Source organism: Bifidobacterium sp. WCA-178-WT-4B, assembly GCF_009696495.1.
Taxonomy (GTDB): Bacteria; Actinomycetota; Actinomycetes; order Actinomycetales; family Bifidobacteriaceae; genus Bifidobacterium; species Bifidobacterium infantis.
In genome coordinates this window covers 92,494-112,701 of sequence record NZ_VULV01000009.1, presented here as the reverse complement: position 1 = coordinate 112,701, position 20,208 = coordinate 92,494, and the positions used below count along the sequence as shown (strand labels likewise).

Here is a 20,208-nt window from a genome sequence, read left to right as displayed (position 1 = left end):
AATGCACTTTAAAGCAATTCGCCAGTTTGCAGTCAGCAAGGGTGTTATTGCCATCGTATAGAAAGACGGAAAATGCTCTCCTTGCCACTATTATCCTTTGATAATGTCCCATTTATGTCCTTGGCTTTTATTCTAAGCTGAGATAGTCCTCTACCGCCTGTCATAGCTCGTGCGGTATAACATGAGGACTTGGTATTACACGTATTGCTTGATATGACTGTTATATCTGCTGCTGTGATATTGACGATAAGACTGCATTCTTTTATCGGATCAGCGTACTTGATCATATTGCTGGTGAATTCATCTATGCCCGTATGGACTATATCCAGCACTTTGGGATCGTAGCTGAGTGGCATAGTGCCCAGAAGTTGTGTGTTCACAGCAAAACCAAGTTCACGCATCTCTTCCTTGGCCTGTGTAAGATGTTCATCAAGCATTTCCTGCTCAGTCTCAGGGGCGGGAGACATTCTGGACTTAGGAAGCTCGACTCTATCGTGTGATTCATTGTCTGCGATGGTTTCGGAACCGAGTACATCGATTGTCGCCCGTATTTTTTCGAGCAGATCTTGAGATATGTCAAGTAGTTCAGAGATTTCGGCTTGGTACTGTTCAGATTGCGGTGGTTGCTCACACCAAGTCCGTATGTCGTGCTGCATGCGAAGTATCTGGTAGGCGAGTCGGTTGGTCACTTGGTCGTGGAGTGTTGCAGCAATTAACTCGCGGCGGCGACGTTCCTCGTTAATCTCCCTCTGACGATCCAGCTCATGGCGGATCTGCTGCATGCGCATGAGCCTAATGCGCCATTGCATGCCGACGCCGATACATGAAGCAGCGGGGAGCGCTACTACGGCAATCATGTCAAAAATAGGCGATGGACTCGCGCCGGACATTCCCAGCATAGCGTGGGAGACGACAGTTACGGATGATTGGACTATGCCTAAGCCGATGCCTAGTCCTGTATATCGAAATGAGACCAGCATTAGAGTGGCGGCAAATGAGAGGAACAACGCCCAAGATAATTCAGATAATGCGGGAACCATACAAATGCACGCCCAAAGCAGAGTTTGCATTATCGCCGCCACAAGTGGAAAACGTATGGAGATGATGGACAGAACCATCGCTACCACGCCAATCGCGAACGCAATCCATCCAATTACACCCGAGACAAGACTGGCGACCAGCAGTATACTTCCGTATCCGCATCCTGCCATGACCGCGATTGCGCGCATGTACATCCAACTGCTGGTACCTATTTCGTCGTTCTGATCCTGTGCAAGTCCATTCCGTTTGGTGTTTTCATGGTTCATAGCAGTCCGCGTTTCTCGCACATGATGATGGCGTGGATTCTGTTCCGTGCATGCAATTTGGCGACCGCACGTTTGACATACGTGCCGATGGTGAACTTGCTTAGGGACAAAGACCTCGCAATCTCCTCAGTTTCCAGTCCTTCGGAGTACATGCGCAGGATTTCAACCTCCCGTGCGGACAGTCGATCTCCGTTCAACCAACGCTTATCTGAAGCCTTAGTAAAGTCTGGAATAAGGTTGGAAGCAGTGTCTGGCACATCAGTGAAACGTGCTGATTCATCAGCAGCGCATTGCGTCGCCGAGCCCATCGATGCGCGTCGTACGGCGCTGGACAAGATGCGTAAGTCCGTTTTGGAGATCAACGCCTGAGCTCCGGCTTCGGCGGCTGCGCGAGCATAGCTTCCCAGCGAAAATGAGGTCATGCATACTACTCCGATGGGTAGCGAATGACGGCGTAAGGTCCTGCATACCATGGCACCGCTCGTGTTCTCCATGGACATATCGACCAATATCACTTGCGGACGCGTTCTCGTGGACAAGCAGTTGTCAATCGCATCGTCGCCTGAGATTGTCGTCCATAGGATGTGCAGCCAAGGCAGACTGCGCAGGATGCTCGACAATGCCGCCAACGTCAGCTGGTCGTTGTCCACAATGCCCAATGTCACTTTTCCTTCGCCTTGTTGGTTCATGTCTTGATGATATTGCGGATGGTCGCCAGCTTCCCACAATGTCACTTATGAAGTGACATCGGTGGATTGTCCCGGAAGAAGGCGATACCTTGAAGACGTTCCGGAAAGATTCCGGAACGGCGAACGCGGGTTCCGGTCAGTGTTGACGGAATTCATGGGTAACGGAACGATCGGATACGAGAATGGAGCACACCATGTCCGTTCAAACAGGAAAACAGTCCAAGCTGAAGATGATGGCGGTTGCATTGGTGACCTGCGCATCGATGACAATCATCCCTGTGGCATCCGCCTCTGCTGCTGAGGCCGACGTCATTGCGCCGACCACGGAAAGCGGAGAGTATGGGATTCGGCCCATGTGGCTCAACCCGGAGGGTAAGCATACGCAGTACCCTGCTCAGGGCGGTATCTGGGAATGGGGCTTCTGGAACGTCAAGATTCGTTCCTATTACACGCATGACACACGGACGCATGGCTCTTCGGTCTCGTTGAACGGGGATACCGTGCGCAGCATCGATACAGTCGCAAAGAAGCAGTCCATTGCAGAGAAATACGCTGTGAACTATTGGGGCAATAACGACGCCTACTACTATCGGGTGTCCTGAAAGGTAATGATGAACGGCCGATGGCATATGGCATTCCCGTGTGGTATCGGCCTCTCCTGATGATTGGAGTGTACCATGCATCGTCGCCTGTTCTTCATGGTATCCACGTTGGTATTTCTGCTCGCCACGTTATTGTCAGTCATGGCCAGCGACCTACATGACAGAGCTTTACCCCAAGGAATTCATCCTACAATCTCGATGACACTGGATTTTCAATCACCTAACGTGGATGACGCTCAAATGCTGCGAGAGCTTGCTGATATCGGAGAACAGCAACAACTCGGCATCGTCAAGGTTATGCCTGACCTTGACGGGGATGCATCCGCTCAAGTATTTGTCGCGCTAGATTCCACTGCAAGTGAAAGACTGCCCGAGGGAACTTCAGTCCGTCGATTTGGAAACATGCCGAGTTCTAAGGTGGCAGGACAGTCGCGTCTGTCGGCGGCCTCTGCGAGCGGTCAATACTATCTACTGCAAGGCAACCAGTCTGATAAAGCACTGCGCGATTGGACGGTACGCAATGGGGTAATGGTGGCGTGGGGTGCGGATTCGTTGCGTGATGACGTGCGCTTGCTAGCCTCACAGTCAAGTTTCGTGATGTCGATGGCCGCGGCTCTTGCCCTGATGGTGACGATGGTTCTGTATTGGATGGCATCTAAAGTTCGTTCAAGGGCGTTGCGGGTATTAGCTGGCGTCTCGGTATGGCGCATACAGAAAGACGACATGATGGGCATTCTGACCCCATCGCTGTGTGCGGCATGCCTAATCGACATCGTCTCAGTCACGGTGGTTGGTGCGGTTAGAGGCGCGGTGTTCATACCATACTTCTCTCGCATACTACTGGTACTTGAAGGGACCGTGTTGGCAGGACTGTTTGTTGCGATGCTGATTGTCGGCATGCTGTCATGGCCTTCAGCAACGATGATCATGCGTCGCGCATCCGGCAATATCGGACTACGCCGATCTGCTTTGGCAATGAAAGCGATGGTATTCGTAGCGGTGCTGGCGGTGACTGCGCCCGCAATGTCGGCGATAGCATCGGCTGATTCATCGGCCCGCGAGCAACGTGTATGGGAGCGTTTGTCTAATCAGGTCTCAATAGCGCTGTCGTATGAAAATAACCCCCAACTGGATGCGAAGGTCGCGAACGTGATGCGTGAAATAGAAGATGACGGGAGAGGAGCTCTCTCCTACACGTTCACGCCAGAAATGACCGGAGCCCCAAGTGCTGAACCAGTAGCGTTAGTCACTCAGCAATGGCTCAATATGGTACAGGTCGACCCGGCTCACATGGAGCACTCAGTCCGCGTCACGTTCGATTACCTACCCGCGGAGGCGAAAGACATAGTTTCTCAGATACCAGCATGGAGTGCAGATTCCCAGACCAGTGTGAATATGCTCGAAAGAGCCTTGTATTATAGCGTTTCCGGCGATGCAATACCCGTGCTCAAAGGCGGCTCTGACACTATGCTTTTCCCGAAAAGGCTCACGCTCATAGTTCTCCCTGACTACTCGGGATTCTCCGACTCAGGATTTCTAGTGCCGGCGGCCACCACACGCAACATCGTGTTGACGGGTCTTCAGGATGTACGAGCAAGATTGCGACAAGCAGGGTTGTCAAGACAGGTCAAAGTGCGATACATCGCTGAAGAGCAGATTCTGCAGGCCCAGTTCTCTGCATATTTCGCTGGGCTGCAAGCCGCTGCATTTGTAATGCTTATTGTTGCGTTTGCCTTAACCGTTATGGTGCATGCGATGGTCCGCGCTGCGCTGCGCGCAAGACACGACTATCCGCTCATGCTCAACGGTAGCCCCGCAAGACGATTGGCGGAGTCCACGATACTTGTGGAGAGCAGTACGGCGTTAGTAGGAGGAATTATCTTCGCTGCAATAGCACTTCGCTCTACAGGCATCTCAGCTGCAGTAATGACCGGAGCGCTGGGTTTGCTGGCAATCTTCATTTCCGCACTTTCGCACATTCTGTCCGTACAGCGCATGTTTGTGGGCATCAATAATCGCACTCTTTAATCAACCGAGCCCAGCAGAAAGGACATGTTTATGACCACTATAGAATGCGACAACCTGACGGTACGCATTGCCGGGCGAACAATTTTCGAACACGTCGACCTACATATCTCCGAAGGTGGTATGGTCGCCCTCACTGGCCCCAGCGGATGCGGAAAGACCACGCTGTTGCACACACTCGGTCTTCTACAGGAAGCGGATGGTGGACGACTTATGATCGATCGCGAAAATGTCACGCACGCGACAGCCAGAAGACGTAGACGATTCTGGCATGACACGGCCTCGTTCATCCTTCAGGACTACGGCATTATGGACGAGGAAAGCGTGGCTTTCAATGTCTCCATGCAGCTTGGACCATTTGGACAACGTGCGGGAGGGGACCGCAAACAGATACGAGAGGCTCTCAGAGCTACTGGACTGGCAAAAAGAACTCAGGAACCCGCGTCTCATCTCAGTGGAGGAGAAAAACAACGTCTTGGAATTGCGCGCGCTATATACAAGAACGCGTCTGTAATTTTCGCAGATGAACCCACCGCTTCTCTCGATGCGCATAACAGGCAAATCGTTATTGATTTGTTGCGGCACCGAGCTGATCAAGGGGCAATTGTGGTTCTTGCCACGCATGATCCCATTTTAGTCTCTGCATGTGACCAAAACTACCAAGTAGGCAATCATAACTAATCATTGATTGCTATACCTCGTGAAGTGGAATAGTGAAAACGCAAGGAGGAATGATGGTCCAGATAAACGCTGACGGTATGACGAAGCGCAAATCGCTGGCTAGGCGGGTGCTGTTATACGCTATCATCGCATTTATAACGTCGGCGCTCATTGCGGCTGTCTTGATCATGATTGGTCTCATTCCGCTGAAAAGAAATGGCACAAGTTTGCCGTGCAACGATTTGGCATCCTACCAAACAACGAAGCAGATATATGTCGAGAGCAGCGCAGCCATTGACAAACTCAAATCAGTAGGGAAAAGCGTTAAAGTGAACATTAAACACGCCGATTGCCCCTCCCGGATGCAGGACAAAGGATATGTCGAAATTACATATGGAAACGATATCGAACGTGACAAAATCATGAAGATTCTTAATGATGATGGTTTGGGAATATATACTGTGCTTGTTCGACAGTAATTTTTAGTGAGGATATGAAAAAGGAATACTGAAGAATCAGTCACTATGCGCGCCAATTGACTTTTGCCTTGATTGGTAGTGTTTTTTCGGTTATTCGCTGTTTGTGGTGAGTGGTGGTCAGGCGGTGGTGACGGCTTTGAGGTCGAGTTTGCCGCAGGTCAGGTAGATCATGGTGGCGAAGTAGTCCGTGTTGCGGAAGCCGCGGGCCCGTCTCTTCACGTTCCGGATGACGCTGTCGGCGTCCTCGAGGACGGCGTTGGTGTACGGGTGCTCGAAGTATGCGACGATCTCGGCGAAGTGGCGGCGGATCGGACGGGCCGCCTCGTTCTTGGGCCACAGGCGTTCTGGTCCCAGCACGTCAACAGCTTTGCCGAGGTGCTGCTGCCACGCCACATGGGCGGCGACAGCATGGTCAACCCGCCCCAGCGGTTGGGTTACAAACGGTTCGGCAACGACATGCTGCTCGACTTCTACAAGGCCGAACGCGACGCCATCGAAGCAATCTGCCCCGGCAAGCCGTGGTACATGATGGAGCACTCCACCTCCGCCGTACAATGGAAGCCGTTGAACACGCGCAAGCGCGCCGGTGAACTTTGGGAGCTCGACGGCGTCCCCGCCATCACCAGTCACCCCCCCACGGCCAAGGCGCCGCCATCTACGTGGGCTGCGACCTTGGCCGCCACGACATCACCCACTTGCTCACAGAACTCAACACAACAGCCCCATCCGACGAAAGGGCTCCCGACCAAAGGTCGGGTGGGGGAGAGATCAACGCCGCAACCACGACCGCAGCAGCCGCGACTCATGACCCCCGCATCCTGCACACCATCCGCCAATCCTCAGACGGCACCATCCGCTTCGACTTCTATCTGAACCGTTCGAAGCAGCCCGTTGCCGTCAACGGCATTGAGGGAGAACCAATCATCGCCTACCGGTGCGAACCCGGTCTAAACGATTTCACTGCCGGGAACGCCGGCGCCACCGGCTACGGGCTGGTCCGCAACGCCATTCTCATCACCAAAACCACGCTCTAGATGAGTGTCCAACCGGCTATCTCCGTTTCAAGGGGCTGATACACCGGTTGGGCAAATGTCTATCTCCGCTTCAAGGGGCTGTTGCCAAAGTAGACGCGGCCCCAAAATGGCTTAATGGCGTTGAAGCAAAGCCGTTTATACTTCCTCTTTCGCGGATGAAGAGCCCCTTGAAACGGAGGTAGATGTCCGGAAAGCCTCAGATCAGCCCCTTGAAGGCCGGATATGGCTCGAAAATGGTGCCATGTGGTCCTAAAATAGGTGAGTCGATGGTCTTTCAGAGATGAAAACGAGGTATGCACAGTGGGGAAAGCCGAATCGAACACAAGTCGTACGGTCGGCGCGGTCAAGGCTGCTTCCACTGCATCCCCTGCCTCCGCCAAGCGTCGAGTCACCCTGCGCGATGTGGCTCAAACCGCTGGAGTGTCTCTCAAAACCGCTTCAAACGTCATTAACGGTTCCGGCCGCATGACCGATGAAACCCGTGCAAAGGTCGAAGCAGTCATTAAGGACCTCGGCTACCGCGTCAATGTGGCCGCCCGCAACCTGAATCGCGACCACACCGGTTTTATTACTCTTGCGGTGCCATCGCTCACTCCGCCGTATCTCGCTGAACTGGCCAATCGCACCATTGACGCCGCCCGTCAGCGCGACTACTCCGTATACGTCACCACGTATGCAGAGGGCTCGGCCAAAGGAGCGCGTGACCTGCTCAAGAACTTCAACTCCACCGTGTCAGACGGCATGATTCTCTCCATGAGCGAGGTGGAGGATATTTCGCCCGAAGACCTGAAGGTTGATTTCCCGCTGGTTATTGTCGGTGCCCGAACCACATGGGGTGTTGCCGACCACGTGACTCCGGACGATGTTGCCGCCGCAGCAACAGCGTCAGGCTACCTATATGATCGAGGTTCTTCTCGTCTCGCCGTAGTGGGCGCACGAGGCGATTATGATACGGCCGCTTTGTTGCAGGCTGTGGAAGGCAGCGCACAACTGCGTTTGCGTGGTGTCATTGAAGAAACGCGCCGCCGTGGGCTTGAGCTGGATCCTCATCTGATTGGTAATACCGCTCAGGATTGGTCCATCGGCGCTGGCGCTCGTGTGACTCAGCGACTGATTGATTCCGGCGTGCCGTTCGACGGCGTGGTTGCCTTTAATGATCAGCTGGCCATTGGCGCATTGACCGCACTACGCACTGCCAGCTATGAGGTTCCCGCGCAGGTGCAGGTCATCGGCTTCGACAACAACGAGGAAGCCCCATACCTGCAAATTCCGCTTACCACCATGGATTCCAGGCTCGACTGGACCGCGCCCACCGCCGTGGACCGCATCCTCGGCCGTATCGCTGGAGACATTTCCAAGCCCGAACTGCTCACCGCCGAATCGCAAGTAATCGCCCGCGCCTCCACGCGCTAAACAACATTGTCGTAATGCTGGTGCTGTTGCACGAAGTCGTTGTTATATAAATGTCCCATGGGGCGGTGAATCCCTCATGGGGCGGTGAATCCCTCATGGGGCGGTAGCTGAGAATGGCTCTATTCTGCGGAAGATAAAATTTTACCGACCGCCCCATGGGCAAGTTACCGCCCCATGGGATTTTCACCGCCCCATGGATGTACGGGTCAAGGCGGCCGAATTGCCTCGTGCCGCCCATTACCATGTTTGGTAGGCTCCGATGGTCGGGGCCGGGTCGCCGGTCCTGGTATGACTTTCCTGCCCTGTCGTTGATGATCCGGGGGTGTTGTCGCCGGGAACGGGGACGCCCGATGACCGCTGATAGGAACCAGGCCGGCTACACGGACGCTTCAGGGGCGCATGGCGCAGGTCTCGTCGTAATGTGGGTGCGGTGCCGGACGTCCGGACTCCTCCGAGTCCACGGCGGCCGGAAAGACCTTCATGACGGGAGGAACGATGATGACCCCGGACGACATCGACGTGTGGGCCGGCCTGGACGTGGGCAAGAGCGCGCACCACGCGCACGCCCTCGACCGGGACGGCGACACCCTGTACGACAAGCCGGTCAAACAGGACGAGAAGGTCCTCTGAGGGTGTCTAATTGTTTGTGTATGGGCCGCCATTCTGGAAGGATTGAATCATGGTGACCTTGAAGAACGACAATGTGGTCGGCGATCGCGGCGATGGTGCCGCGGCGGCCGTCGGGTCGGCGCGCGAACTGGTCGATGGGTTGGTCTCGTCGGGGCGTTGGATTCCCTGTTCGAGCGGATAGACGGGGGCGATATGGAATCGACAGGCGAGGGCGGCCTGATTTCCGAACTGGTGCGCACGGCGTTGGAGCGCGGCCTGGAGGCGGGGATGACCTCGCATCTGGGCTACGGTCCCGGAGACTGGGCGGGCAAGGAGGCCAACGGTTCGGCGAATTCGAGGAACGGCTCGTACCCGAAGGCCCTGGCCACCGAGGTCGGGCCGGTCACGATCCAGGTGCCGCGCGACCGGGAGGGCTCGTTCACGCCCGGGCTGGTGCCGAAGTGCTCCGGGAGGCTCGGCGGCCTGGACGGCATGATCATAGGCCTGTATGCGGCAGGCATGACCGTGCGCGACATCGGGCACCGCCTCGCCAAGACGGTCGGCACGGAACCGTCTCACGAGACGATATCGTCGATCACCGACACCGTGGCCGACGTGGTGCCCGGATGGCGGGAGCGTCCGCTGGACGGGTTCTACCCGGTCATGTGCCTGGACGCGATACGAGTGAAGGTCGGGGACGGCGGCAGGGTCGTGTGAAGGCCGTGCACGGCGCGATCGGCGTCGACATGGAGGGGCTCAGGCACGTGCCGGGCATCTGGATCCGGGATTCGGAGGGATCCTCGTTCTGGGCGAACGTGTGCGCGCAAATGGCCAACAGGGGCGTTACGAACGTGCCGGTCGTGTGCCGCGACGGGCTGAAGGGCCTGCCCGAGGCCGTCGAGGCCACATGGCCGCAGGCGATGGCGCAGACCTGCGTGGTGCATCCGGTCCGCGCCGCCAACCGGTTCGTCAACGACCACGACCGCAAGGCCGTGTGCAGGAAGCTCAAGGAGGTGTACGGCGCTGTCAACGAGGAGCAGGCGCGCAAGGCGCTCGACGAGTTCAGGCAAAGCGGGCTTGGCCGCCGGTACCCATCGGTGGCGGCCACGTGGGAGCGGGCGTGGGACCGGTTCACGCCGTTCCTGCGGTTCCCGCCCATGCTGCGGCGCGTGATCTACACGACCAACAGCATCGAATCGTTGAACTACCAGCTCAGGAAGGTCAGCCGCAACCGCAGCCAGTTCCCCAACGACCAGGCAGCCGTCAAGCTCCTGTGGCTCGCGATCTGCGACATCGAGGACAAACGCGCAAGGCAACGGGAGAAGGCGGACAAGGGCAGGCGCCACAAAGGCGAGTGCCGGCTCATCGAGGGCAGGGTCACCACCAACTGGAAACAGGCCCTCGCCCAACTCGCCGCCGCATACCCCGAACGCATGGAACCATACAACAAAAAACAAGTCCCATACACAAACAATTTGACAAGCTCCCGGGTAACACGTCAAGCCAGATTGACCATCCGGCCTGCCGCCAGGCGTTCCCGGCGAACGCCTGACTGTCCAGTACCATGCAGGAGACAAGCCCGAAGCACAGGACCCGCAAATCACCGGCGACGGTCATGATCAACGCCCAATAGGCGATCATCGGCATAATCGGAGCCCATTCACCCACGCCGGCAAGATCCAGCAGCAACGCGGGGACAAGCACTCCGCCCATCACCCATTCGGGTCTCTCGTACCGCCAGGCCAGCGCGATGCCACCGGCAAGGACGGCCGCCGCCAGCGGCATGAGCACGATTGGTGTGTGCATGGCCCAATACGAGTGATCCGACGGGACGGCGTCACGCTTGGTGGCCCACAGCATGCGCAGCATGAACAGCGTGGACGCGGCGGGAAGCCCGTAGACCAGCATGCCGCCCGGTTTCCTCAATTCCAACGGAGCATCGCCCATATCTCGTATCCTCGGCTCAGATCGGCATATATTGCATGCGTATCCGTTTGACGCTTATTCTCCTCCCCGTTCCCCTCAAATGCCGAACCATCATCCACCTTCCTCACCTGCGTATCGGACTTTCGATACCCACTCTCCAGCAAACGGACAATGAGCAGCAAGAAGACGCCCGAAAATGTCATCTGGAGATGACGCATGAAACGGTTTTTCGCTGCGGACTCTCTCCGGCAGAGGGTTTTCACAGTCTGCGAAGGTGACGTGTGGCCCAGACGATGAGCCGTACGCGGTTGGTTTGGCCGGTTTTCCTGAGGATATTGCCGATGTGGGTTTTGACGGTGGACACGCTGACGCCCAAGCTCGCGGCGATCCGTTCGTTGGAATCGCCTTGGACGACGCGGGCAAGGATGTCACGTTCCCGGCTGGTGAAATCGGGGAGATCGTTGTCCTCGAATGCCTCTGCCGTCGTTGACGTTCGGGCGGAAGCGGCGGCGAGGCGCTGGTTGAGGCGGTTCATGGTGGTGGTGTCCATGACGGTGTTGCCCGAGACGGTGGCGCGTATGGCGTCGATGAACCGTTCGGCGTTGCTGTTTTTGAGGAGGAATCCGCTGGCTCCGGCATCGAGCATGGCAATCGCGTAGGCATCAGTGTCGTATGAAGTCAGCCCGATGATGCGCGTTTCCGGCATATCGTGAATGATGACGCGCGTGGTCTGGATGCCTTCGAGTCCGGGCATGCGCACGTCCATGAGGATTACGTCCGGTTTGGCCTGATGAGCCGTGCGTATCGCGGTTTCGCCGTCCGTGGCCGTGGCGATGACGCTCATGTCGGGTTGTGCGTCGACGATGCGCGCGAATCCGTCGAGGATCAATGTCTGGTTGTCGACCAGCATCACGCGTATGAGTCGTGTCCCGTCCGCATTCGTCATCGTCAGCATTGCCGTCCTCCTTGCCCGTGTCCGTCAGCAGTCTCGTTCGATGCCGTCGCCAACGATTCCCGTTGATGGGGCAGTGGCCAGACGGCATCGACCGAACAGAGCCCATTCGTCATGCTGACGCTGGCGTGACCATCGTACTGCTCGCACCTCCACCGAATGCCGTCAAGACCATGCCCATGCCGCTGTCGTTCGGTGACGTCGGTGCGTGGGGGAGACGTATACGGGTTTTCGCAGTGCAGTCGGATATCGTCGCCAGTGATGGTCAGGGACAGGTTGACGCAGCGGGGTTGCGCGTAGCGCAGCGCGTTGGTCAGGCATTCCTCGGCCACCCGGTATACGGCGTGGGACAGTCCCGTCGGCAGGTACGGCGATTGCGTATACTCCTGGTGCAGGTCGATGACCAGTCCGTGCCTTCGGTATCCGGCGATGAGTTCGTCGAACTGGTCGAGCGTGGGCTCCGGTGAATGGTCTTCTTTCGTGTTGTCGGATAGCAGGGCCCGCAGATCGGCGACGGCCTCGCGCGAGGCTTGGGAGATGTCCGCGAACGCCGTGCGCGCTGTGGGGTCAGCGGTGGTCGTTCTGCCGCTTTCGGCTTGGACGGTGATGACGGTGAGCGTGTGGGCGAGGATGTCGTGCATCTCGTGGTTGATGCGCATGTGTTCCTCCAAGACGGCCAGTCGCGCACGCATGTCGCTGTCATGTTCGGCCATGATCCGGCGTTCTTCCTCCGCCTTAAGCCTCATGTCCTTGGCGCGGTTGAGCCGGCCCGCCTGCCATGCTGCCAGCATCGGACTGCCTGCGAACAACCCGGCCACGGGCATCGTCCAATCCCTCGAGCGGATGATCACCAGATGCAAGCCGAACGCGGCGACGGGCAGCAGACACGATGCCAAGCCAGCCAGTCGACAATGCTTCACCCGACTGGCCCCGCACAGGAACGCGGATATTACTGCCATGAGCTGGCCGATCAACGTGAACGAACCATAGACCGTCGTGTAGGCGAAGGGAGCATTGGCAGTCAATACGGCGAACACGGCGAACCGCCGTCTCATGAACACGATGGAGGCGACGGCCACGCTCGCCCATACCCAATCTCCCATGCCCGCCGCGCCGAACAGTAAGCACATCAGCACGCCGAACAGGGCGATCGTATCCTCCGTATGAACCTTCATACCAACGACGTTACCCGTGCCGGTTGGCCGATACCATGATTCGCAATGATGGTTTCCTATTCCTCATTCCACGGGAGTTCATACCTAGGTACCAGGTCGTTCGTACCTCGGTGCCGGTCGAGCGTGAATTGATTCATGCGGATGATATCCCGTACGATTCGGCCCCCGTAGGCTGACTCCTGAAAGGATGTTTCGGCTATCGATCACCGGAACGATTGGAACACAACAGGAAGGTGCCGACATGACGGACACATGGGGGGCAAACAGCGGCTTGGACGCATATCCGGCTGCCGTGGAGGCGCTTGACGTGCGCAAGACGTATGGTTCCGGCGTGGCCGAGACGGTTGCGGTGGCGGGTATCACGGCCCGGTTCGAGAAGGGCAGGTTCACGGCGATCGTGGGCCCGTCGGGGTCGGGCAAGACCACGTTGCTGCACTTGCTGGCTGGGTTGGATGCGCCGACTTCCGGCCGGGTGATTATCGATGGCACGGACATCTCGACGCTTTCGGATGATGCGCTGTCCGATCTGCGGCGTGACCGTATCGGGTTCATCTTCCAGGATTTCAATCTGCTGCCGTATCTGACGGCAGAGCAGAACATCGAACTGCCGTTCACGCTGCGCGGCAGGCAGCCCGACCGGCAGGCCATACGCGGGATCGCGCGCGAGCTGGGCATCGAGAACCGTCTTGATCACAAGCCGCAGGAGATGAGCGGCGGGCAACGCCAGCGCGTGGCGGTCGCCCGCGCGCTGGCCAGCAGCCCCGCGGTGGTGTTCGCCGACGAGCCGACCGGAGCCCTGGACGTGAAGTCGTCGCGCCAGTTGCTGGGAATCCTGCGGGATATGGCGACGCGTCACGGGCAGACGATCGTGATGGTCACGCATGACCCGAACGCCGCCGCCTACACGGATCGGGCGCTCGTGGTGCGCGACGGGCTGATCGCCGCCGATATCGCGCATCCGGCGGCCGCGGATGTGGTGCGCGTGCTCGAACAGGGCGCCGAACCCGCGAATGCGGAAGCGGGTGCGCGATGATCCGGGTGGCGTGGGCGCAGATCAGGCATTCCCCGTCCCGACTGCTCGCCGTCCTGTTGGCGGTGGTCCTGTCGGCAATGATGCTGGCTGGAACGGTCGTGTTCCAGGCTACGTCGACCGCGAGCATGGCCACCGTCACGGCCGCGCCGCTGCGGCCTGTGGATGTCATCATCGATCCCGGTGACGCCGATGTGAAATCGTTGAAGCCCTCGTGGGCCGAGGATGTGCTCGCCAAGGCGAACGTCGGCGGCAAGGTGAGGGCCACGGCCCCGTATTATGCGGCCACGGTCACCGCATACGGTTCCGCCGCGCGCCGCACGGCGAATGTGTATTCCGTATCCCGCGACCCGTCCCTGCGATGGTTCGGATTGGAGTCCGGCGACTGGCCGGCATCCGCCGACCAGGTCGTCGTCTCGCGTGATACGGCCGATGGCCTTGGCGTGAACGTCGGTGGCACGGTCACGTTGAAATCGTCCGACGGGACGAAGCGTGTGGTGACGGTCAGCGGCATCAACGATGTGCGGTTCAAGCCGATGACCGGCACCGACTACGCGATCTACGCCGATCCGTCGTACTTCGGTGAAGCGACGCCGGGCGAACTGTTCGTCAAACTCGATGATCCCTCCGATATCGATGCAGTCACGGAGCGGCTCGCCGCGACGGCCCGGGCGGATGGCGTCACGGCCGTCGAGGGCAGTGAGATGATCCGGCAGGCGTCGGCGATGATGGCCGGCGGCTCCACGCAGCTGACCGTGATCATGGCGGTGTTCGCCGTCATCGCCCTGTTGTGCGCGATGATGGTGATCTCCAGCACGTACAGGACGCTGATCGCACAGCGTACGAGGGATATCGCCATGCTGCGCCTGATCGGGGCCAAACGTGCGAACATCCGTTCGCTGGTGCTGTCCGAAGCGTTGATCACCGCATTGGCCGGCACGATCATCGGCGCACTGGTCGGCGCGGGCGGCGGCTACGCGGCCATGGTGGCGATGGGTCAGGCGTTCGGCGGATTCGCCGCCAACCCGTTCCTGCTGGCGGGAGCGCTGCTCCTGTCCGTTGCGGCGACGGTGCTGACCGCGTGGACGACCGTGCGCCATGCCACGCGCATCCCTCCGATCCAGGCATTGGACGGGGCCGCGCAGACCAGTGGTGACGATACGGACACCGGCGGCAGGGCGCATCATGGTCGTATCCTGCGCATGGGATTCGGCGCGCCGTGCATGATTGCAGGCATCGCGTTGCTGTGGGCCGGCTCCACCGGCTTCCATATGCCCATCGCACTGGTCGGCGGCCTCGCCCTGGCGCTCGGACTCGTGCTCGCACTGCCCGTGTTCGTCGCGATGCTCATGCCCGCCATCGGCATGATCCTGTCCGCGTGTGGCTTGCCGGGCAAACTGGCGGCATCTAGTCTGACGGCGAACGCGCGTCGCGCGGGCGGCACCATCACCGCGGTCGCGTTCGGCATCAGCCTGATCGCCGCGCTCTCCTCGGCCGCGGCCACCGGCACCGCCACCATCGATGCCGACCTTGACTACCGTTATCCGGTCAGCGCCGCCCTCTACACGCCGGACAACAGCCCGCTCTCCGACAAGGTATTGCAACGCGCCAGTGAGATTACCGACGCGCGGGCCTCCTACCCGGTCCGCACCATCGCTATCGACCATGCGCCAGAAGGGGCGAAGACCACACCCAAAGTGCTCGACGTGATCCCCGACAAGGCCGCCGGAACCTTCACCGCCGACGACGGCTGGCATGCCGGGATAAGCGGCGGCACGCCCGTCGCGCTCGTTCACCCGCGCTACATGAGCACCATCGGCATCAAGGAAGGCGACCAACTCACCATCACGATCGCCGGTACGCCGCTCACTGTCAGGGCGCATGCCTCGCAGCTCACCGAATCACCGGAGCTTGCGGTCATCATCACCGACAGCCAACTCGGCTCTCTGCCGAACGCGGCCGCAATCCAGCCGAAATTGAAGACCAGCATGGTCTGGTTCAAGACCAGACCCGGCATCGACCGGGCCAAGCTCGCCGGCCAGGTCAACCATCTGGCCGCGGCCGACCCGAACGCCACCGTCGGCGGCGGCATCGCAGAAAGCAACGACATCCTCAACGTGCTCAACATGCTGCTCATGCTCTCCTACGCGATGCTCGCCATCACCGTCACCATCAGCCTGACCGGGCTCGCCAACCAGCTCGCATTGTCCGTCATCGAACGAACCAACGAGATCAGCATGCTGCGCGCCCTCGGCACCAGACGCGGCGCGATCCGTATGAGCATCGCCATCGAGGCACTGGCCCTGACCGTCATCGGCACTGTAATCGGCCTGCTCGTCGGACTGCCGCTTGGGCTAGCCGGCGTCAAGGCCCAGATCGGCGGCATGACCGGCCAATTCACCACCCGACTGCCGTGGGACCAGATCAGTGTGCTCATCCCCGTCATCCTCATCGCGGGACTGCTCGCCTCGATCATCCCCGCACGCAACGCCACCCGAATACAAGCCGCACAAGGCCTCACCAGCTGAGTCGGCTATCAAAATTTCCCCGGGTAATAATCCGAGGAAGGTTAATAATAACCACAATAGAAAGGAATGATGCGGTTGCCGGCAGCCGGCTGCCAGATGCCATCTGTCGGCTGTCGTTTATCGGTTGTCGGCTGTCGGATGCGTCTGTCTCGGCGCAGCGATGCGATTCTGTCCCGGTTCGTGCATCAATCGTTTGATGTGGGTGCCAGGACAGAAATCACTGTCCTGGTTTGCGAAAACGGGTGTTTTTCGCGTACCGGGACAATTCCCGTTGCCCCGGTTTGCGCGTCAATCGTTCTACGTGAGAACCGGGACAGTATGTTGATTTCGGGATTGGCTGTATTCTGCCGATTCTGTTTGTCGGGGTATGTGGACTTTGGGGATTGGCTTGTCCTGGTTCTCGAAAATGGCCCGAAATTGCGTACCGGGACAACGATTTCTGCCCCGGTGTAAACGTCAATCGATTGACGCCTGTACCGGGGCAAATTCGCGCCCGGGAACAATAGGGCGAGGGCCGGTCGCAGGAGTAGAGCGTGATGTTGTCATGATTGCGCCCGGCTCTCCCACACGGAAGGCCGGGCACAATCATGCCGTTTGGTTGCAGCACCCGCACATCGCCTGCATAACCGTGTACAGTGGCGTGTAGTTGCAGTACATGAAGGAGCATCGCACATCATGACCAACGGGCACATCAACCCCGCCAACGTGCCGGACATCGCCTTGAAAGACGGCCATTCCATTCCGCAGGTCGGCCTTGGTGTCCTACGCATCGACGACGAGGGTGTGGTCCCCGTCATCGAATCCGCGCTGGAAGCCGGCTACCGCCACATCGACGGTGCGGCCGGCTACAACAACGAGGCCGGCGTGGGTCGTGCGCTCGCCGCTTCCGGATACAACACCGGTGCCAAGCGCGAGACCCTGTGGGTCACCGCCAAGCTGCGCGACGAAGGCATGGCACGTACGCTCGGCGTATGCAACTTCATGCCCGCCGATCTGAAGCGTCTGCACGAGGAGACCGGTGCATGGCCGGCCGTCAATCAGATTGAGCTGCATCCCACGTGGCAGCAGCGCGAAGTGGTGGCGTTCTGCAAGGAGCACGGCATCGCCGTGGAGGCCTACTCGCCGATGGCGCGTGGCGCCGACCTCAACGCCGGCGACGGCACCATCGAGAAGATCGCCGCCGCCCATGAGGTCAGCCCGGCCCAGGTGATTCTGCGTTGGCACATCGAAAACGGCACGATCATCATCCCCAAGTCCGTGCATGCCGACCGCCAGAAGGAGAATCTCAACCTGTTCGGCTTCGCCCTGACCGCCGACGAACATGCCGCCATCGACGCCCTTGACGGCCCCACCCGCGCCGGCCACACCTATGCGTGATTGATGGCACGCCGTAACGCCCACTTTCGCCGTCGTTTCAACGCCTCCGGGCCGCTGGAGCGCGTGCTGATTCTCATCGTTCTCGCCGCAGCAATCGGCGTGACCATCGGCCTGTTACTGCCGCAGGTCAGCTCCGACGCTGCCAAAATCACTGGTGGCTACACTGCCACCGGTTCAGCCGCCGACACTTTGAACGCGCTCGCCGTAGACGACAACCAAAGCTCCTCCGGCTACGACCGCGATTCCTTCGGTTTCCGCACCACCGACGCCGACGGCAATGGCTGCGACGTACGCGACGATGTGCTCGCCCGCGATCTCACGGACATCACCTACAAATACGCCGGTTCCTGTGTGGTCGAGTCCGGCACACTGGCCGATCCGTACACCGCTCAGACCATCCATTTTGTACGTGGCCGCGCCACCAGCGCCCAAGTGCAGATCGACCATGTGGTGGCCCTTGAAAACGCTTGGCAATCCGGTGCGCACGACTGGTCCACTGCCAAACGCCATGAATTCGGCAATGACCCCTACAACCTGCTGGCCGTCGACGGCCCGGCCAATCAGGAGAAGGGTTCGGCTTCCGCCGCCTACTGGCTACCCACCAACGCCGACTACCGTTGCGACTATGTGGCCCGCCAGATTGGTGTCAAAGACAAGTACCAGCTCACCGTCACCTCCCAAGAAAAGAACGCCATGCTCGCCGTCCTCCACACCTGCCCGGGCCAGGCCGTGCCCGCAGACGAATAAAAGGGTATCTCGCTTGAGAGAGGTACATTAGGCCATTCGCAGAATGCTATCTGCTTTCAAAGCAGATAGCACTGTCAGCTGCACATTTCATGAGCGAGATGGCGGGAAATGCCAGCTGCCAGTCCGCCAGTCATCCATCAATCGTCCGCAGATTGTCCGTCTGTTGACTCGGGAAACATGCCTGTGCTATAACTGCGCGCGGTATGAAGGGAACAGGTACAAACAATATGGCAGTAACACACACCGAAGCAGATGCCACTGCGGCAACCACTATGACGAACGCTGTGGCAGACATCGAACAGGAAACACCGGAAATCAAGAAGGAACGCCAGCTTGCCGGAGTCGGAACCGGGGCCGGAGCAGGGACGAACAACAAGAAAAAGCCGCATGACCATGCGCTGGCCAGCATCCTTGGCCCCGCGTTCGTGGCGGCCGTGGCCTACGTCGATCCTGGTAATGTGGCGGCCAACATCACCTCCGGCGCACGATACGGCTACCTGTTGGTGTGGGTGCTGGTGCTCGCCAACGCCATGAGCGTGCTCATCCAGTATCAGTCCGCCAAACTCGGCATCGTGACCAACAAATCCCTGCCGGAACTGCTGGGCGAGCGTATGAGCGATGCCGGCCGCTTCATGTTCTTCATGCAGGCCGAGGTCATCGCCATCGCCACCGATCTGGCCGAGGTGATCGGCGGCGCCATTGCCCTGCACCTGCTGTTCGGATTTCCACTGTTCATCGGCGGTTTGGCGATTGGCGTAATCTCCACGGTGATGCTGTGGTTCCAAGGCGGCAAGACACAGACCACATTCGAGCGCATCATCATCGTGCTGCTGCTGATTATCACATTCGGCTTCATCGCAGGCCTGTTCGTAGCCCCGCCGAACCCCGGCGAAGTGGTCAAAGGCATGATTCCACGCTTCCAAGGCGCCGACTCGGTGTTGATGGCCGCCTCGATTCTGGGCGCCACCGTGATGCCGCACGCCATCTACCTGCACTCCACGCTGGTGAACGACCATTACGCAGGCGGCGAAAAGCCGTCGATCAAAACGCAGCTGAGAGGCTCGAAAATCGATGTGGCCTGGGCGCTGTTGCTGGCCGGCACAGTGAATCTGGCGATGCTGGTGCTCGCCGCCAACTCGCTGCATGGCATGTCTGGCACGGACTCCATCGACGGCGCACAGCGGGCGATCACGCAGGTGCTCGGCCCGGTGATCGGCACGATCTTTTCCATCGGCCTGCTGGCTTCGTCGCTGAGCTCCACATCGGTCGGCACGTACGCCGGCTCGGAAATCATGCACGGTCTGCTGCACGTTAACGCCCCGATGTGGGCCTGCCGCGTGGTCACGCTGGTGCCGGCACTGATTGTGCTGTGGTTCGCCAAGGACCCGACTCAGGCGCTGGTCATCGGCCAGGTGGTGCTTTCCATCGGCATCCCGTTCGCCGTGATTCCGCTGATGCGATACACGCATAACAAGGAACTCATGGGCAAGTGGGCTGATGGAACCGTCAAGCACGTGATCTTTATGATCGTCGTGGCGCTGATTGTGGCGTTGAACGTGCTGCTGATTGTCCTGACGCTAATGGGCAGGGCGTAATAGACTCCAGCTGAAATCCTGCGATAGCACAACATAATAAGAAGCCCCGGTGTTGGAAAC

General features: G+C 59.0%; 15 protein-coding genes and 4 pseudogenes. 14 read left to right on the top strand and 5 right to left on the bottom strand.

Annotation, left to right across the window (positions count from 1 at the left end; genetic code table 11):
• Window positions 1-44: 44 nt before the first annotated feature.
• Together FYJ31_RS07805 and FYJ31_RS07800 are read right to left on the bottom strand one after the other, a co-directional pair.
• A complete protein-coding gene (locus FYJ31_RS07805; protein WP_154536416.1) occupies window positions 45-1,307 on the bottom strand; it encodes a histidine kinase in 1,263 nt (420 codons plus the stop codon).
• The gene (locus tag FYJ31_RS07800) at window positions 1,304-1,972 is read right to left on the bottom strand and encodes a response regulator transcription factor (protein ID WP_326831194.1); all 669 of its coding nucleotides are present in this window, start codon (window positions 1,970-1,972) and stop codon (window positions 1,304-1,306) included. The genes FYJ31_RS07805 and FYJ31_RS07800 overlap by 4 nt, the downstream gene beginning before the upstream one ends.
• Before the next feature lie 218 nt (window positions 1,973-2,190).
• Here FYJ31_RS07800 and FYJ31_RS07795 point away from each other — a divergent pair, with 218 nt between their 5' ends.
• The 4 genes from FYJ31_RS07795 (at window position 2,191) to FYJ31_RS07780 (ending at window position 5,762) form a co-directional block, all read left to right on the top strand.
• The gene (locus FYJ31_RS07795) at window positions 2,191-2,598 is read left to right on the top strand and encodes a lactococcin 972 family bacteriocin (protein ID WP_065436480.1); all 408 of its coding nucleotides are present in this window, start codon (window positions 2,191-2,193) and stop codon (window positions 2,596-2,598) included.
• Between the two features lie 75 nt (window positions 2,599-2,673).
• A complete protein-coding gene (locus FYJ31_RS07790; RefSeq protein ID WP_060620592.1) occupies window positions 2,674-4,626 on the top strand; it encodes a hypothetical protein in 1,953 nt (650 codons plus the stop codon).
• A 30-nt stretch (window positions 4,627-4,656) separates the two neighbouring features.
• Window positions 4,657-5,304 carry an ABC transporter ATP-binding protein gene (locus FYJ31_RS07785; protein WP_012576851.1) on the top strand — a complete coding sequence of 216 codons (648 nt, stop codon included), beginning with the start codon at window positions 4,657-4,659 and terminating at the stop codon, window positions 5,302-5,304.
• Between the two features lie 50 nt (window positions 5,305-5,354).
• Entirely contained in the window at window positions 5,355-5,762 is a 408-nt protein-coding gene (locus FYJ31_RS07780; protein ID WP_143081275.1) for a hypothetical protein, read from the top strand.
• Between the two features lie 117 nt (window positions 5,763-5,879).
• Here the strand turns inward: FYJ31_RS07780 and FYJ31_RS07775 are convergent.
• Window positions 5,880-6,080: pseudogene (locus tag FYJ31_RS07775) on the bottom strand (transposase); the annotation flags it as partial.
• Window positions 6,081-6,101: 21 nt separating this feature from the next.
• Here FYJ31_RS07775 and FYJ31_RS12840 point away from each other — a divergent pair.
• The 5 genes and pseudogenes from FYJ31_RS12840 to FYJ31_RS07750 form a co-directional block, all read left to right on the top strand.
• Window positions 6,102-6,356 (top strand): annotated as a pseudogene (locus FYJ31_RS12840) (beta-galactosidase); the annotation flags it as partial.
• 65 nt (window positions 6,357-6,421) lie between these two features.
• Window positions 6,422-6,796 (top strand): Beta-galactosidase C-terminal domain, encoded by a 375-nt coding sequence (locus tag FYJ31_RS12835; protein ID WP_250231655.1) that lies wholly within the window; start codon window positions 6,422-6,424, stop codon window positions 6,794-6,796.
• Between the two features lie 393 nt (window positions 6,797-7,189).
• Complete coding sequence (locus tag FYJ31_RS07765) at window positions 7,190-8,209, top strand: LacI family DNA-binding transcriptional regulator (RefSeq protein ID WP_154536426.1); 1,020 nt, start codon at window positions 7,190-7,192, stop codon at window positions 8,207-8,209.
• Between the two features lie 495 nt (window positions 8,210-8,704).
• Window positions 8,705-8,836 (top strand): annotated as a pseudogene (locus FYJ31_RS07755) (IS110 family transposase); the annotation flags it as partial.
• 52 nt (window positions 8,837-8,888) lie between these two features.
• Window positions 8,889-10,263 (top strand): annotated as a pseudogene (locus tag FYJ31_RS07750) (IS256 family transposase); the annotation flags it as partial.
• Window positions 10,264-11,003: 740 nt separating this feature from the next.
• Here FYJ31_RS07750 and FYJ31_RS07745 read toward each other — a convergent pair.
• Both FYJ31_RS07745 and FYJ31_RS07740 read right to left on the bottom strand, forming a co-directional pair.
• The gene (locus FYJ31_RS07745) at window positions 11,004-11,699 is read right to left on the bottom strand and encodes a response regulator (RefSeq protein WP_154536414.1); all 696 of its coding nucleotides are present in this window, start codon (window positions 11,697-11,699) and stop codon (window positions 11,004-11,006) included.
• Complete coding sequence (locus FYJ31_RS07740; protein WP_154536413.1) at window positions 11,693-12,871, bottom strand: sensor histidine kinase; 1,179 nt, start codon at window positions 12,869-12,871, stop codon at window positions 11,693-11,695. Before FYJ31_RS07740 ends, FYJ31_RS07745 begins: the two co-directional genes overlap by 7 nt.
• Window positions 12,872-13,112: 241 nt before the next feature.
• Between FYJ31_RS07740 and FYJ31_RS07735 the strand changes: the two genes are divergently transcribed.
• From FYJ31_RS07735 to FYJ31_RS07710, 5 genes are all read left to right on the top strand, one after another.
• Window positions 13,113-13,904, top strand: coding sequence for an ABC transporter ATP-binding protein (locus FYJ31_RS07735; protein ID WP_060620596.1), 792 nt, complete (start codon window positions 13,113-13,115; stop codon window positions 13,902-13,904).
• Window positions 13,901-16,429 carry an FtsX-like permease family protein gene (locus tag FYJ31_RS07730; RefSeq protein WP_154536412.1) on the top strand — a complete coding sequence of 843 codons (2,529 nt, stop codon included), beginning with the start codon at window positions 13,901-13,903 and terminating at the stop codon, window positions 16,427-16,429. Before FYJ31_RS07735 ends, FYJ31_RS07730 begins: the two co-directional genes overlap by 4 nt.
• 675 nt (window positions 16,430-17,104) lie before the next feature.
• Window positions 17,105-17,806 carry an aldo/keto reductase gene (locus FYJ31_RS07720; protein ID WP_136500415.1) on the top strand — a complete coding sequence of 234 codons (702 nt, stop codon included), beginning with the start codon at window positions 17,105-17,107 and terminating at the stop codon, window positions 17,804-17,806.
• A 3-nt stretch (window positions 17,807-17,809) separates the two neighbouring features.
• Window positions 17,810-18,553: an HNH endonuclease family protein gene (locus tag FYJ31_RS07715; RefSeq protein WP_154536410.1), complete on the top strand. Its 744-nt coding sequence runs from the start codon at window positions 17,810-17,812 to the stop codon at window positions 18,551-18,553.
• A 227-nt stretch (window positions 18,554-18,780) separates the two neighbouring features.
• Entirely contained in the window at window positions 18,781-20,148 is a 1,368-nt protein-coding gene (locus tag FYJ31_RS07710; protein WP_154536409.1) for an Nramp family divalent metal transporter, read from the top strand.
• The last annotated feature ends 60 nt before the right edge of the window (window positions 20,149-20,208 follow it).